This is a genomic window from Pseudoalteromonas sp. Of11M-6 (assembly GCF_022347905.1).
Taxonomy (GTDB): domain Bacteria; phylum Pseudomonadota; class Gammaproteobacteria; order Enterobacterales; family Alteromonadaceae; genus Pseudoalteromonas.
In genome coordinates this window covers 19,968-33,916 of the sequence record NZ_JAKRFW010000045.1, presented here as the reverse complement: position 1 = coordinate 33,916, position 13,949 = coordinate 19,968, and the positions used below count along the sequence as shown (strand labels likewise).

Annotated in this window: 13 protein-coding genes; 5 read left to right on the top strand and 8 right to left on the bottom strand. The window is 43.1% G+C overall.

The window, feature by feature from the left end; genetic code table 11:
* Positions 1–27 precede the first annotated feature (27 nt).
* A complete protein-coding gene (locus tag MHN32_RS18645) occupies positions 28–858 on the top strand; it encodes a M90 family metallopeptidase (RefSeq protein ID WP_239422497.1) in 831 nt (276 codons plus the stop codon).
* Between the two features lie 67 nt (positions 859–925).
* Here MHN32_RS18645 and MHN32_RS18640 read toward each other — a convergent pair whose 3' ends face one another.
* The 6 genes from MHN32_RS18640 to MHN32_RS18615 form a co-directional block, all read right to left on the bottom strand.
* Positions 926–2,740 (bottom strand): DEAD/DEAH box helicase, encoded by a 1,815-nt coding sequence (locus MHN32_RS18640; RefSeq protein WP_206473350.1) that lies wholly within the window; start codon positions 2,738–2,740, stop codon positions 926–928.
* Positions 2,741–2,869: 129 nt separating this feature from the next.
* The gene (locus MHN32_RS18635; RefSeq protein ID WP_010378880.1) at positions 2,870–3,133 is read right to left on the bottom strand and encodes a GrxA family glutaredoxin; all 264 of its coding nucleotides are present in this window, start codon (positions 3,131–3,133) and stop codon (positions 2,870–2,872) included.
* Positions 3,134–3,424: 291 nt separating this feature from the next.
* The gene (locus MHN32_RS18630) at positions 3,425–3,703 is read right to left on the bottom strand and encodes a peptidylprolyl isomerase (protein WP_039496854.1); all 279 of its coding nucleotides are present in this window, start codon (positions 3,701–3,703) and stop codon (positions 3,425–3,427) included.
* Positions 3,704–3,763: 60 nt separating this feature from the next.
* Positions 3,764–5,827 (bottom strand): TonB-dependent receptor, encoded by a 2,064-nt coding sequence (locus MHN32_RS18625; protein WP_239422496.1) that lies wholly within the window; start codon positions 5,825–5,827, stop codon positions 3,764–3,766.
* Positions 5,828–5,936: 109 nt separating this feature from the next.
* Positions 5,937–6,419, bottom strand: coding sequence for a TlpA disulfide reductase family protein (locus MHN32_RS18620; protein WP_211866660.1), 483 nt, complete (start codon positions 6,417–6,419; stop codon positions 5,937–5,939).
* 83 nt (positions 6,420–6,502) lie between these two features.
* Positions 6,503–8,224 carry a lysophospholipid acyltransferase family protein gene (locus MHN32_RS18615; RefSeq protein WP_235366624.1) on the bottom strand — a complete coding sequence of 574 codons (1,722 nt, stop codon included), beginning with the start codon at positions 8,222–8,224 and terminating at the stop codon, positions 6,503–6,505.
* A 116-nt stretch (positions 8,225–8,340) separates the two neighbouring features.
* On the opposite strand from MHN32_RS18615, the gene MHN32_RS18610 reads away from it, so the two are divergent.
* On the top strand, positions 8,341–9,267 hold the full coding sequence (locus MHN32_RS18610) for a glyoxylate/hydroxypyruvate reductase A (protein ID WP_239422495.1): 927 nt from the start codon (positions 8,341–8,343) through the stop codon (positions 9,265–9,267).
* 136 nt (positions 9,268–9,403) lie between these two features.
* On the top strand, positions 9,404–9,538 hold the full coding sequence (locus MHN32_RS23790) for a hypothetical protein (protein ID WP_010378895.1): 135 nt from the start codon (positions 9,404–9,406) through the stop codon (positions 9,536–9,538).
* 27 nt (positions 9,539–9,565) lie between these two features.
* On the opposite strand, the gene smrA is transcribed toward MHN32_RS23790, so the two are convergent.
* Both smrA and MHN32_RS18600 read right to left on the bottom strand, forming a co-directional pair.
* The gene (smrA, locus tag MHN32_RS18605; RefSeq protein ID WP_010606588.1) at positions 9,566–10,147 is read right to left on the bottom strand and encodes a DNA endonuclease SmrA; all 582 of its coding nucleotides are present in this window, start codon (positions 10,145–10,147) and stop codon (positions 9,566–9,568) included.
* Between the two features lie 94 nt (positions 10,148–10,241).
* Positions 10,242–10,481 carry a hypothetical protein gene (locus MHN32_RS18600; protein WP_010378899.1) on the bottom strand — a complete coding sequence of 80 codons (240 nt, stop codon included), beginning with the start codon at positions 10,479–10,481 and terminating at the stop codon, positions 10,242–10,244.
* A gap of 360 nt (positions 10,482–10,841) precedes the next feature.
* On the opposite strand from MHN32_RS18600, the gene MHN32_RS18595 reads away from it, so the two are divergent.
* Together MHN32_RS18595 and MHN32_RS18590 are read left to right on the top strand one after the other, a co-directional pair.
* Positions 10,842–12,452, top strand: coding sequence for a diacylglycerol kinase family protein (locus tag MHN32_RS18595; RefSeq protein WP_239422494.1), 1,611 nt, complete (start codon positions 10,842–10,844; stop codon positions 12,450–12,452).
* An 80-nt stretch (positions 12,453–12,532) separates the two neighbouring features.
* On the top strand, positions 12,533–13,936 hold the full coding sequence (locus MHN32_RS18590; protein WP_029215868.1) for a sigma-54 dependent transcriptional regulator: 1,404 nt from the start codon (positions 12,533–12,535) through the stop codon (positions 13,934–13,936).
* Positions 13,937–13,949 lie beyond the last annotated feature (13 nt).

Here is a 13,949-nt window from a genome sequence, read left to right as displayed (position 1 = left end):
CAGGTAATTTTATAAAGGCCAACAGTCATGATAGAAATAGTGCTTATTATCGGCCTTATTCTATTTGTTTCTCTGTATTGGAACTGGGAAAAAATTCAAAGACTGCAGTGGCAAAGTAAATACCAAGATCAAACGCTGAGCGCCTCAGATAAGCAAGTATTGCTAAAATACATGCCTATCTATCGTAAGATGACAGATGTTGACCGCGCACAGCTGGAAAAACATATTGTCTGGTTTCTTGGCGAGAAACGGGTGTTGGGTAGAGATGGGTTAACGGTGTCACGGCCGATGACTTTAATTATTGCCGCAGATGCCTGTTTACTGGTTCTTAAGCACGCTTGGCCGTTATATCCCAACGTCAAAGAAATATTACTCTATCCCAGTAGCTATTACGCGCCACAAACCTCTAGAGATGGTGCAGGTTTGGTTAGTTTTCACCAAACAGTTCGTCAAGGAGAGTCTTGGCCTGGAGGTACTTTAGTGCTGAGTTGGCACGATGTACTTGAGGGAAATCGATTGCCTGAGGATGGCCACAACTTGGTGTTTCATGAGTTTGCCCATCAACTTGACCAACAAACTGGTGCGACGAATGGAACGCCTGCGTTACCTGTAGGAATGAGTTACCAAGACTGGGGGAGGGTGCTATCAAAGGCTTACCAGCACTTAAAAATGCAGCTGTCTTACAATATGCCCCATGCTATTCATTCATACGGCGCAACAAACGAAGCGGAGTTTTTCGCCGTGGTAACAGAAACCTTTATTGAAAAGCCCCATGAACTCAAACAGGAAAACCCAGAACTATATAATTTGTTAAAAGACTACTATCAGTTTGAACCAAGAGATTGGCAACAACATTAAAGCATAACTGACGCTAGCTAAAATAAAAAAACCGCTCGGTTGAGCGGCTTTTTCTTAAGAGCTTCGATTAAGAAAAGCTAATTTCTTTTCTTTCGCGTTTTTCTCTTCTTTGACCTTCAGGACGGCGTTTATCACCACCGCCACTACGTGGGTCTTTAAAGCTACGCTTACGGTCTCTTTGCTCTTCGCCTCTGCCTTGACCTTGGTCGGCAGGGTGAGTGCTCTTAGTCATGTTCATAGGGCGTTGACAGATGTGAACGCTCTTGAAGTGGCTAAGTACATCACTTGGCATATTTTGCGGCAATTGAACCGTGCTGTGTTCATTGAACAGACGGATCTCACCGATGAATTTGCTTGAGATATCTGCTTCGTTTGCGATAGCACCAACGATGTTCTTAACCTGAACACCATGATCACGACCTACTTCGATACGGTAAGTATCCATTGGACCTGATGCACGGTCACGGCTACGAGATTTGCGTTCACCACGCTCGCCACGGCTACCATCTCTGTCGCGACGCTCGCCACGACGGTCGTCACGTTCTCTACGCTCACGCTGTTGAATTTGAATATCTTCAACTTTCAGCGGCGTTTGCTGCTGTGCAAGACACAATAGCGCTGCTGCTAAGTCTTCTTGGCTCAGTTCTAGCTTTTGTGCAAGGCCTGATGCGACTTTTGAGAAGAACTCAATGTCTTTGTGCTCAAGCGCTGTAGAGATCTTAGTCTCTAATGCACCAATACGCTTTTCTTCAACGACTTTCGCACTTGGTAATTCAACCTGTGCAATATCAGAGCGCGTATGGCGCATGATGTTCTTAAGTAAATAACGCTCGTTGTTCTTAACGAACAAGATTGCTTTACCTTGACGACCAGCACGGCCGGTACGACCGATACGGTGAACATAAGCTTCACAGTCTTGTGGGATATCGTAGTTAACAACAAGGCTTAGACGTTCTACGTCAAGACCACGTGCTGCAACGTCGGTTGCGATAACGATATCTAGCAAGCCGTTCTTAAGACGGTCTACTGTGCGCTCACGCGCCTGCTGGTTCATGTCGCCGTTGAGCGGTGCAGCTGAGAAGCCTTCACGTTCTAGTAGCTCTGCAAGCTGAACAGTGTCATTACGTGTACGTACGAACACGATAGCACCGTCGTAATCTTCCGCTTCTAAGAAACGTACGATAGCTTTGTTTTTGTGTGCAGTTGCACGCCAGTAAACTTGCTCGATCGTAGATACTGTAGAGTTACGCGGAGTGATCTTAACTTGTTCAGCATTGTCTAAATATTTATTACAGATTGATTGGATCTGCTTAGGCATAGTCGCAGAGAACAAACAAGTTTGCTTCTCTTCCGGTGTTTTCTCCATGATGCTTTCAACATCATCGATAAAGCCCATGCGTAGCATTTCATCAGCTTCATCAAGTACAAGTGCGTTTAGACCAGAAAGGTCAATCGTCTTGCGGTTGATGTGATCAATCAAACGACCTGGTGTCGCCACAATAATTTGGGCACCACGGCGTAGAGCACTTAGCTGAATGCCATAGCTTTGACCACCATAAAGCGCTAGTACTTCAACGCCTTTAGTATATTTAGCATATTGCTGAAATGCTTCAGCAACTTGAATAGCCAGCTCACGCGTTGGCGTAAGCACAAGAATTTGTGGTTGTTTAACGGATGCGTCTACTTGGTTTAACAATGGCAGTGCAAATGCTGCCGTTTTACCTGTACCCGTCTGCGCTAGTCCCAGTACGTCTTTTCTTTCTAGCAATAACGGTATACATTGAGCTTGGATCTCAGAAGGTGTTTTATATCCCAGCTCTTCGACTGCTTTTAAGATTGCAGGAGAAAGGTCTAAAGATTCAAACGTAACTGGTTCTGACATTAATGCGCCTCAACTATTTTAAAGAGGCGCGCATTGTACAGGAAAGATAAAATAAAAGCTTGCATAAAATCACACTATTTTATATGTGCCTGATATTGGTTAAAATTTAATCTATGTGATTTTGCTAATTTACTGGTAAAGGCCTAAATTTGCTTTTGCATAGGCTTCAAATTCAGTAAAGCCGCCAATGTGATCTTGGTCGATAAAAATCTGTGGTACGGTAGGGCAAGGTTTACCCGCTGACTTTTCAAGATCGGCTTTGCTTACGCCTTCCTTGATAATGTCAACATAGCGAAAATTGAAGTCATCGCGCTCTTGCGTTAAACGCTCAGCCACTTCTTTTGCACGAACACAAAACGGGCAACCTTCACGACCAAAAATAACAGTAAACATATTCTTTCTCCTAAATGAACCTGAACTTCGGATAATTAATGCCTTTCTAGCAGCCAGTTTTAGCGCTAACTGCGTTGAATTCACTTCCAATAGCCAGCTATTGGTGCGTAAATTCGCCTGATTATCTCCAAAACTCTCTGGCTAGATAAGGAAATAATTTAATGTGAGCTTAAAAACAATGAGTTGGCTTATTCCTTATCCAAACCTCAGGTTAAATGATTAACTTCAGTATAGAGGATTAATCATGAAGGTAAATTGAATTAAAATGATGAAATTAATCCAAAAAAGCGATTAACTCCGATAGACGGTTTTGATCAAGTGGAAGCCGAACTTGGTTTTCACAGGGCCGTGCACTTCAAATAACGGCTTTTTGAATACCACATCGTCAAAGGCCTTCACCATATCCCCTTTATTGAACTCACCAAGGTCGCCACCGCGCTTTTTTGAAGGACAAAGGGAATATTGTTTAGCCAATTTGCCAAAGTCAGCACCTTTGGCTAGTTTGGCTTTGATGTCTAAACACTCTTTTTCGGTTTTTACTAAAATATGATAGGCGCACGCTTTAGGCATGAAGGGACTCTCATTATAAAAATAAATGCGATCATGCAGAGCTTGCGCGCCTATGGCAAGTTAAAATGTTACGCTGAAGCCAATAGAAGGACGCATTTCAAAGTCATCGCTTTCCTCTTCTATATATAAATCATTGATTGATTTGACCCTATCGTAGTCAAGGTCAACATAGGCTGTATTGTCTTGGCCATATGCATTCATTAGCTCCAAAATTAGCTTGCCATCGAGACCAAATAATTCTGTTTTGCGTTCAAAGCGAATATCTAGGCGATGATAAGTATCAAAGCGCTCTGAGAATGGGTCGCCATACACAGGCAAGTAGCGGTTTGCAAATTCAGGGTTCTCTTTTACACCCACAATTGGGGTGTAGGCTTGACCGCTGCGAGCGGTAAAGTTAAAGCCTCCAGACCACTTTTCACCAAAGTCATAGTGAAACACGACATTCAGAATAAAAGGGGTATCGGCATAATAGTCACGCTTAATGCCGGTTAGCTCATCCTCACGTTCACTTTTTGCAAGGCTTACCGCAATCCAGCCATACCAGTCATCGGTTTTGTTTTTGTTCACAATAAAATCAACACCGTAGGCTGTACCGGAAGTCCCATTGATGTAGTTTACTTGAGATAAGGGGGCGCTTTTTGGCAGATCATCCATGGTTTTATAATAGGTCTCGACGGAATATGACCACTCATTTTTCAACTCCTGCTTAAAACCTAAGGTATAGTGAGTTGAACGCTGTGCTTCAAGTTCCGGGTTACCAACAACAGGTAAAATGTATTCAAGGTCTTGAATGCGGCTGTAAGTGCCAGCCTTAGCTGAGATCACTGTGTCATCGTTATAGAAGTAATTGAGCGCAAGGCGTGGATGGACAATCGTCTCATCACTGTAATCATAATATTCACCCACTATTCCTAGTTCACTTTGCCAGTTTGGTGAAAATTGCCAAACGTGATTAACCCCAATAAAGGCAGAATCTGTTCCAGCACTCGATGTGCCCTTAATCCTTTCACCTTTATTTAGATCACAGTCGGGGTCAAACTCAGTGCAAACATAATTAAAAGCGTCGTAGCGGTAGGTGGATTTTTTGTCGTAGTAGCCGGCATCTGCAATGACACGTTGCTCTTTATTTAGCTTATAACTGGCTCGTACTTTATAACTGAGTTGTTCTTCTTCAAAATTCTCAAAGTAGCCATCAGATAAAGTCGCGCGTTGACCGTAGCGCATGGTGGCTTGGTGATTGAGATAACCGACGCCTGCGCGAATATGTAAGTCTTTGGCGTAGTGGTCCCACAAAATGTTCTGACTATTAAATTTACGAATATAGCGAGCATCGCCCTGATATTCTGGGGTTTTAAGGGCAAGATCTGACGTGCCTGAAAACCCAGCCGCAACCGAATCTTCCGCGCCATTGATATTTACCGTTAAGGTATTATTTGCATTGATATCCCACAGCCACTTGGCTTGATAGTCGTGATCATCCGGTGGATCGTTAATGGTGATCCCTGTTGGCTTGCCATCATCATCCTCAAGCTCCTCGCCATCACTGAAAAACAGTGGTAAGGTACTTTTTCTTGCTGACACATAGAATGCAGAATTTTCAGTTGCTTTACCTTCAACAAAAATACCTGCGTTAAACATGGTTAAATCAAGTGTGGTGGCAATATCTTGGTACTTTGGATTACGCAGCGTGACGTCAAACACGGCACCAGTGGCATTGCTGTAACTGGTACCAAATCCAGCAGAATTTAGCTGAAAATCTTGAATTGTATTGCGGTTGAAAATAGAGCTGCCGAAATCGTGAAAGATATATCCTGCGGGCATAAAGTCCACTTCAAAGATATTGTCGTCAGGAGAAGAGCCTCGCACGGCAGGTGCGCCCATAGATCCACCCGCAGCAACAACGCCAGGTAGAGCAAAAGCAGCCCTGAGCGGGTCGCCCATGGCTCCTGGCATATCTACGAGTTTTTGCGCATCTTCGGTAATTTCTGAAATAACTGAGCTGCGTTTATAGATAACTTCGATGTGTTCAATTTTCTTCTCATCGGCTAATGCATGATTAGTAAGGGTAGTGCAGAGCACGAGGAGTGAAATTTTGCTGAGCGTAAAGTGTGGGGCGTGGCGCATGGTCGGCTTCCTATTCATCCTTTATTAAGATGTGCGTCAGCCTAAACGAAATAATTGTTGATTAATTTCAGAGAGTTGTAATTAACTGTAAGCGGTATACTGAGGTTTCTTACAATCTCGCTCGGATCCCTATCTCAGATGAGTAACCAACAGAGCGCTCGGTTATTTTGAAGTTTTCATCCAGTACATAATATGTAGGGTAAGCCTGCACTTTATACGCTTGTGCAGTGGTCTGATTACCGAGCAATACGGGCATGTCTAATTGTAGATCGCTGACAAACTTTGTTACTTCTTCAGTGGAACGATAATCCAACGCAATCGCCACCGCTTTGACTTTGCCTTGCTGATGTAGTTTATCAATATTTGGCATGCTCACTCGACATACGCCGCACCAAGGCGCAAAAAAATACACGACACTTTGTTGACCTTTAAGCTGAATAGACGAATAAGTTTGCTTGGATTGTAAAATGGGTAGGTGAAATGGCGGCGCCGTTTGCTCTCCCGAGTCGGCAAGCATGTTTCTTTCTTGATAGGCTGAAACGGCGAAAAACACCAGCACAATGATGACTGCTTGGCCAAGTAGCTTGAACATACTAATGATCCCGTGATAACAATAGGCAACAATAAAGACCGCAGTGTAGCGATCTTTATTGCAGCGGATCAATGTATTTGAGCTTAACCGTAGGGGTTGTCGCCTAGGTAGCGTTTCGCTTTTTGCTCTTTTAATTTCGCTAAGTCAACGAGTACCAGACCATCGATACAGTTATTAAAGTCGGGATCTATACTAAAGCTCAGAAAGTTCACGCCTTGCTCTTCGCAAAGCTCAGTATACTGTTTAAATAAGGTTGGTACTTGGGCACCCATATTAGCAAGAATATGTTTGAGCTCTGCGAAATCTTCTTTGATGTCATCGCCACTGAACATGTGTTGATAACGGTTAAGCTGATCATTACTTAGCTTCATTTCGTTGTTCGGCGTGGCGATACCTGCAAGGTTTGAAAAGTAATGTTGGTAGTGATAAACCAACATGGCTTTTGCTTCATCCGGTAACGCGTTTGAGAGGCTGACTGCACCAAACATATAACGGTGTTCTGGGTAGCGCTTTACGAATGCACCGATCCCATACCACAGGTAATCTAGGCTCTTGCGACCCCAGTACTTGGGCTGCACAAAGCTGCGACCAAGTTCGAGGCCTTTTTCGAAGTATGGGGCCATGGCTTCACTGTACGAAAACAAACTGTCGGTATAAAGCCCGGCTTGCCCATGTTCTTCTATCACTTGCTTGGCACTTGCAAGGCGGTAGGCGCCCACCAACTCAAGCTGTTTCGTGTCCCATAACAACAAATGGTGGTAGTGCATATCGTATTTATCGATATCACGACGATTACCACTCCCTTCTCCCACGGCCCTAAAGGCAATTTCTCTAAGGCGTCCAAGCTCTCTAAATATCACCGAGCTGCCGGTGTATTGGTAAACGTATATTTGCATGCCATCGGGTGTTTCACCGATACATTCGCACGCTTCCACTGCCTTTTTAAGTTCTTTGCGATTTTCTGGAACTGCAATGGGGGTTTGTGTTTTGAGTGGCAGTGGCTTTTTACTGGCAAGGCGATAAAGTTGCTTGCGAATAAGCGCGACTATCTCTTTGTCTTTAAGGTTATCAATAAGATAAGATTCTGGAGGAATGCTGGCGCCTATTTCAAATTCTAGCGACTTTTGCCTTTGTTTAAACATCTCTTTGACCAATAATAAACTGGCTAAAGGCTTATAAATCATACTGGTGCCGTAAAAGAGCGGACTGTTTTTCGCTTTGATAAAAATGGGTAGAATGGGGCAGTTGGCTTTTTTAGCCATTCTTAAAAAGCCAGAGTTCCATTTGCAGTCTTTAATTCCGGTTGGGCTTAAGCGAGAAACTTCACCTGCTGGGAAGATAAGTAGCGCCCCCTCAGATTTTAAATGCTTGTGAATGTTTGCCAGCTCTTGCTTTTTACTGGTCCCTGAGAGGTTATCAACAGGCAGTAATAGTGGATGCATTGGTGTAACCGACATCAACATCCGGTTAGCAACAACCTTTAAGTCAGGCCGTACTTGCGCCAGCACTTTGATTAGTGCCAGTGCATCTAAAGAGCCAATAGGGTGGTTTGCGACGATCACCACCGGACCTTCGCTTGGGATATGCTCTATTTGCTTTGGTTTAAAGCGAGCGTCAAAATCTAACTCATCGAGCACCTGTTCAACAAACTCGAGCCCCTGCAAATGGGGGTAGGTGTCAGCAAACGCGACAAACTCTTGCTCATGCAAGAGATAACCAAGTCCTTTTTTTACTAAACCTTTTACCTTTGGGGAGTTTTCAAGTTGTGGAAGATTTGCTTCAATGACTTTATCTACACTGATCATTTTTCATCACCTGTTGGCGCTTTTTTGCAAGAGTAAAAACTATTAATGACAAGCATGTTGCATTGGTATGTCATTTATTTTGCAGTGATAGCGTATAGCGAAAATAAAGGAACGATATGGCTTTACTTATTTGTGTTACTGGTCGTAATAATGACAAGTTAGTTGCTAAGCTAGCAGCGCTGCTGCCGCAGCAAACCTTGCTTGAATGGCCCGTTGATGATGTTAGCTTATTAAAGGAGGTCGAGTTTGTGCTGGCATGGAATGCGCCAGAGACGTTATGGTCACAGCTTCCTAATTTAAAAGTTGTGCATTCTTACGGTGCCGGTGTTGATAGTATTCCGATGCAGCTATTACCACCACATGTGGAAGTTGCGCGTATCGTTGACCCAAATTTAGCGAATGATATGGCTGAATATGTATTAGGCCAACTATTAAGTCATAAGCTTAGAGTTAGAGAGTACGGGCACAATCAATCTCAGCAAATATGGAAGCCAAGGCGCGCAAGAGCAGGTCGCACGGTTGGTATTATGGGGATGGGGCAACTTGGCCTTGCGGTCGCGCACAAGCTACACGTAAATGGATTTAACATCAAAGGTTGGTCCGGCTCTGCAAAACAACTCGACAATATTGAGCACTTCAGTGGGCAAGATGAGCTAGCTGTTTTTCTTTCGGACATCGATTATCTTGTGTGCCTTCTGCCATTGACTGAACAAACAAAAGGGATATTAAACGCCCAGCTATTTGCACTCGCGCCAGATCATTGCGTACTCATCAATGTCGCAAGAGGAGGTCATCTTCACGAGGCGGATTTACTCAATGCATTAGCGGCTGAGACGTTTGGCGGGGCTATTTTAGACGTGTTTGACACTGAGCCACTCCCTGCATCACATGCTTTTTGGCAGCAGCCAAACATTAGTATTACTCCACATATTGCCGCATTAACTAGTTTGAATACGGCTGTTCAGCAAATTGCTAACAACTATTTAGCGATGCAGGAGGGCAAAGCACTCGTTCACTCAGTCCAGAAAAAACAGGGTTACTAATTGATTAAATGATTGTAATTAGCCACAGAGCAGAGTGTAAAGAGAATAGAATAAACTACTGTATAAAAAAACATCTTGAGTGTTTATGAATGATGCATTAATTTAACAAAAAAACAATAATAAAAAGGTCTAACCCATGAAGCAAAGTCAAGGTGGCGCGAAATTATCACTTGTTGTGGTTTCGGTTATTTTGTTAGGTGTATCAGCTTGGTTTAATCAAGCTAGTGCAAGTGAACTTCAGGGGACGACACCCACCGCAAATAGCAAATAAGCCGAGTTTTACTCGGCTTTTTGTTTTTTAGCGTTTAGCGTGACGCTCTCTATTCTCTTGTTTTTTCTCTTCACTCTTTCTTAGTAGTACGTAAGTAGAGCCGCTACCACCATGGCATTTTAATGCAGAGTGAAATGCCAACACTTGCGGCATTTCTTGCAGCCATTTATTTGTATAGCTTTTCAATACAGCGGGAAAGGGTTTACTGTTTAAACCGATACCATGTCTTAATAACAACACTCGGATGCTTTTCGCATGGCAATCGGTAACAAAGTCAAACAAGGCTTTACGGGCATCATGAAAGGGTTTGCCATGTAAGTCTAAGGTAGCATCAACTTGGTATTTACCTAATCTGAGATTTTTGTATACACCATCTTGGACGCCACTTTTTTTATAGGCGAGTAGATCGTGTGGATCTAATAGATCGACGTACTCTGTAGATAAGTAATTAGGATCAAACTCAAGTTCTTGCTCGGCGGCCTCGCGTTTTGCGAGTTGCGAAATAGTAGGTTCGTTTTTATGACGGCGTAATTCTGCTTTTTTGTCTTGGGCGAGCGGAGTGACGTCGCCCATTGAAGCTAAAAATAGCTCTTCATCAGTCATGGCCATACTGCTTCTCCATTAACAAGCAATGATGGCCATGATTTTAGCGCACCGAAGTGAAATAGGGAACTAGTCGCTATGAACTAGTTACTGCAAAGAACTAGTGAACTTCCAGCTGACCAAAGGTATAGACTTTGAATAGATAAAAAGTATTTATCAAAATCAAGCTAAGGTTAGAAATTACACTGGTGTTCATCAGATCAAGGCTAAACGAGATAAAAAGTACGCCACATGCGCACACAGCAGCTACTCTTAGTAGCGTTTTATGGTTAATAAAAAAGGCACCAAAACCTAAAGTAAGTAATATTAAGTTAAGTAGCCAGTCGAGCTCGTTTGCCATTGTCTGTTTGGTTCTCCAAATGCGTTTAAAGGATCGCCATTATGGTGATCATTTATGCTTCATTCAACTGATAAATTTTATGATTTTCAAATTAGAAATTTTAATGGATTAATGATGGCTGAATACTTATGTAGCAGCGCTTGCATAAGTCGTTACAAATACCCAGACGCACTTTTTATTTCTTTGTGAATAGTCTCAGCTATAGTTAAGTATCTTCATGATTATCATAAACAAGTTGATGAATCAGCGCAGATTAAGAAATGCATACCTATACTTAGTTACATATGTACAAACCTAAGAGAGTTCCGCATAAGGCGATAATAAAAAGCCGTAGGCGACAAAAATAATTAAGGAAAGGCAATGAAAATGCTCAAGTACTACCTGTTTGCAAGTCTCTGTTTAGCCGCACTCACGATCTACAGTATTGGATCTTGGCTAATGTTGCCGCTTGCGTGGTTTACCGTCTCTATTTCTTTAGTTACTTTTGCTTATGCAACCAACTATCCGCACATATTTAGAAAGCACGGTACAGGCAAAATTCCTTGGTATATAACTTGGCTATTTTGGCCTTATTTAGGCTGTGTACATTTATACAATGCAATTGAAAGAGGTAGAGATGTTGTTGATGCATTTCAGCCGCTTACCGATGATTTATTTGTTGCTTGTCGGTTATTTCCAAGCGATGTGGATATGCTTAAGGCGGAAGGGATTGAAGCCATTTTGGACGTAACTGCGGAGTTTGATGGGTTAAACTGGTCAGCAGAACAGCAAGGCTTACACTACCTCAATATTCCAGTGTTAGATCATCAAGCGCCTACCTCAGAGCAGTTAGCGCATGGCATGGCATGGATAGCGGCGCAGCACGAATTAAAGCGAAAGGTTGTGGTGCATTGTGCGTTAGGTCGAGGACGCTCAGTGTTCTTTTGTACCGCTTATTTACTTGCAACCAACCCCGATTATACCGTCCGTGAAGCACTTGAAAAAATTCAAAACCGCCGTGAAACAGCAAGGTTAAACAAGCATCAGCTAAAAGGGCTGACAAAGCTACATCACAGTCAAAATTTTACCCATAGTGAGCAGGCGGCATTAGTCATTAACCCTGTATCAGGATCGGGTAAATGGTTTACCTATGAAAACGACATTGTGGGTATGCTGACGGAAAAATATAACTTATCCATTCACTTTACAGAAAAGGACATTGATGTCGCGGCTTTGGCTAAACAAATCATGTCTGATAAACAGCCAAATATCATCATCGCAGGAGGTGGTGATGGCACATTAGCAAGTGTTGCTCATGGTGTTCATCAAAGTGATGTACAGTTTGGTATATTGCCTTTAGGTACTGCCAATTCCTTAGCGACCGTGTTACTTGGTTCACTGTCCAAAATAGATCCCATTAACCGTGCCTGTGAAGCAATTTTAGCGGGTAAAACTAAGCCTATTGATATAATGAACTGTAATGGCCGCACCGCGCTTTTAGCAGCAGCCGTTGGCTTTGGTCAGGAAATGATCGAAAAGGCTGGGCGTGAAGAAAAGAATAACTCGGGGCAATTAGCCTATATTCGAGGCCTTTGGCAGGCGGTAAGTGAGAATAAGCCTCTTAATTTTAAAGTGAGCTTTGATGGCGCTGAGCAATCTCAAATAGAATGTGTTAGTCTGGTTGTAGCGAATGCAGCACCAAAAACCACAATTCTTGCTCAAGGTCATGGAGAGCCAATCTATGACGATGGCAAACTAGATATTACGATTTTACCGGTTGAGCCGGATGGTGCGCAGAATCTTACGGTAGCCGAACTTATTTTACCTAAATTGGACGGCAAACCTTCTAATATTCGCACCGAGCAGTGCGAAAAGATAAACATAGAATTTGAACAAGAACAACACTTTGCACTAGATGGTGAAGTGCTTAGTGCAAAAAGTATTGAGATAGTGATCCAGAAACACGCGCTGAACGTATTGGTTCCGAATTAGGTATTTTGCGGCCATTCATTAGTGTGCGAGATAAAAATCAAAAGTGGAAACACTATTGGAGTATTGAGAGAGGGACTCAATTGAAAACCGTTTTATTAGTAGATGATGATCATGATTTTGCAGAGCTGGCCTGTCGCATTGTCGAATACTTAGGCCATGACGCGTGTTTAGCGAATGACTTAGCGTCGGCCAGACAATGGCTAGAAACACAAAGTTTTGATCATATCTTTCTTGATTTCATGCTGCCAGATGGCAGTGGTTTACATTTAGTTGATGAAATCAGAGCAGCAGGGATCCGTACACCAATAACTATGGTTACGGGACATCCATCAGTAAAGTCAGCATTGTCGCAGCTTTGTCATGATGGGTTAAATTATCTCACTAAACCAGTTGATGCAGACGATTTTAGAAACGCATTAAGCCCTTCTAAGAACAAAGCCAAGCGAACCGAGAGTCAAGCACATTTTGGTGTGTTGCTGGGCGAGTCTGCCAAAATGAAACATCTATATAAGATGATAGAGCGCGTTGCGGGTACTGATGCTAATGTGATGTTGATGGGGGAAAGCGGTGTAGGTAAAGAAATGTTTGCCCGCGCAATTCACAATGCCAGCACAGTGACAGGGGACTTGGTTAACGTAAACTGTGGTGCAATTCCGAAAGACTTGATCGGTAGCGAACTATTCGGTCACGAAAAAGGCGCGTTTACGGGAGCAAATGCTCAAAAAGTCGGAGTATTTGAACAAGCAGAAAATGGCACTTTGTTTTTAGATGAATTAACCGAAATGCCGATAGAGCAACAGCCAAACTTGTTACGTGTACTTGAAACGCATACGGTGACACGGGTCGGTGGCACAAAGCCGATAAAAGTAAACTGTCGGGTAATATCAGCGACTAACCGTAGCGTTGAAGATATTGCTACCAATGATGTACTGCGAGAAGACATTTATTTCCGATTGGCGGTATTTCCAATCCATATTCCACCGCTGAGAGAGAGAAAAGAAGACATTCCATTGCTTGCCGAGCATTTTCTCCAAGGCTTGAATAAAAAAGGTAATAGCCAATATGTGATCAAGGCGGCGGATATGAGCCGTTTGGTTGAATATGACTGGCCTGGTAACGTGCGTGAACTCAAGCACACAATTCATCGTGCCTATATTATGGCAGATCACGATGACCATAGCTTAGTATTTGATGCGAACTTCGCTTCACCATTCGCACAGGCTAAACGTATGATGGAGCATGCGCAGCTTAATCGTACTCCAATTCCACCACAGGTGGGGACTTCAAGCAGAGCAAATGCGATTCAAGTACCAACGCCTGAAATGAAGCCTGGTAAAACGATTGAAGAAGTAGAAAGAGAATTGATCTATCAAACGTTAGAATCAGTAGAAGGTAATAAGACGCTGGCCGCGCGAATGCTTGGGATCAGTACAAAAACGCTCTACAACCGTTTAAACGCCTATGAGGGAGAAACACAGTCATAATTTCGGGGAGGAA

What these genes read in the sequence shown, in the direction of transcription:
- MHN32_RS18645 (WP_239422497.1), top strand. Translation starts at nt 28, where the DNA reads ATGATAGAAATAGTGCTTATTATCGGCCTTATTCTATTTGTTTCTCTG.
- MHN32_RS18640 (WP_206473350.1), bottom strand. Translation starts at nt 2,740, where the DNA reads ATGTCAGAACCAGTTACGTTTGAATCTTTAGACCTTTCTCCTGCAATC.
- MHN32_RS18635 (WP_010378880.1), bottom strand. Translation starts at nt 3,133, where the DNA reads ATGTTTACTGTTATTTTTGGTCGTGAAGGTTGCCCGTTTTGTGTTCGT.
- MHN32_RS18630 (WP_039496854.1), bottom strand. Translation starts at nt 3,703, where the DNA reads ATGCCTAAAGCGTGCGCCTATCATATTTTAGTAAAAACCGAAAAAGAG.
- MHN32_RS18625 (WP_239422496.1), bottom strand. Translation starts at nt 5,827, where the DNA reads ATGCGCCACGCCCCACACTTTACGCTCAGCAAAATTTCACTCCTCGTG.
- MHN32_RS18620 (WP_211866660.1), bottom strand. Translation starts at nt 6,419, where the DNA reads ATGTTCAAGCTACTTGGCCAAGCAGTCATCATTGTGCTGGTGTTTTTC.
- MHN32_RS18615 (WP_235366624.1), bottom strand. Translation starts at nt 8,224, where the DNA reads ATGATCAGTGTAGATAAAGTCATTGAAGCAAATCTTCCACAACTTGAA.
- MHN32_RS18610 (WP_239422495.1), top strand. Translation starts at nt 8,341, where the DNA reads ATGGCTTTACTTATTTGTGTTACTGGTCGTAATAATGACAAGTTAGTT.
- MHN32_RS23790 (WP_010378895.1), top strand. Translation starts at nt 9,404, where the DNA reads ATGAAGCAAAGTCAAGGTGGCGCGAAATTATCACTTGTTGTGGTTTCG.
- smrA (WP_010606588.1), bottom strand. Translation starts at nt 10,147, where the DNA reads ATGGCCATGACTGATGAAGAGCTATTTTTAGCTTCAATGGGCGACGTC.
- MHN32_RS18600 (WP_010378899.1), bottom strand. Translation starts at nt 10,481, where the DNA reads ATGGCAAACGAGCTCGACTGGCTACTTAACTTAATATTACTTACTTTA.
- MHN32_RS18595 (WP_239422494.1), top strand. Translation starts at nt 10,842, where the DNA reads ATGAAAATGCTCAAGTACTACCTGTTTGCAAGTCTCTGTTTAGCCGCA.